The sequence below is a fragment of the Streptococcus sp. HMSC062B01 genome (assembly GCF_001811085.1).
Taxonomy (GTDB): domain Bacteria; phylum Bacillota; class Bacilli; order Lactobacillales; family Streptococcaceae; genus Streptococcus; species Streptococcus gordonii.
On record NZ_KZ672764.1, the window covers coordinates 1 to 648 of the forward strand.

At 56.5% G+C, this 648-nt stretch carries 1 pseudogene; it reads left to right on the forward strand.

What is annotated here, in order from left to right:
- Positions 1–648, forward strand: a pseudogene (locus tag HMPREF2780_RS11820) (hypothetical protein); the annotation flags it as partial.

Sequence of the window (648 nt, forward strand, 5' to 3'; positions counted from 1 at the left end):
ATGCACTCGTTGACGCGGACTCGCTTGCTGATACTGAGGCGCTCGTTGAGGCCGATTCGCTCGCACTTACTGAGGCACTCGTTGACGCGGACGTACTTGCTGAAACAGACGCACTCGTGGAGGCTGATTCGCTCACACTTACTGATGCACTCGTGGAGGCCGATTCGCTTGCAGAGACTGATGCACTGGTCGATGCGGATTCACTGGCACTGACAGACGCGCTCGTTGAGGCTGATTCACTCGCTGATACTGAGGCACTAGTGGAAGATGATTCGCTGGCACTTACTGATGCACTGGTTGAAGCGGACTCACTCGCTGATACTGAGGCACTCGTGGACGCTGAAGTGCTTGCACTCACGGATGCGCTCGTGGAAGCAGACTCACTTGCAGAAACAGACGCACTTGTGGAGGCAGATTCACTCGCACTTACGGACGCACTGGTTGAGGCGGACGTGCTTTCACTTACTGAAGCGCTCGTGGACGCTGATTCGCTCGCACTTACGGATGCACTCGTGGAGGCGGATTCGCTTGCTGATACGGATGCGCTCGTTGAGGCTGATTCACTCGCACTTACAGACGCACTCGTGGAGGATGATTCGCTCGCTGATACTGAGGCGCTCGTTGAGGCGGACTCACTCGCACTTACCG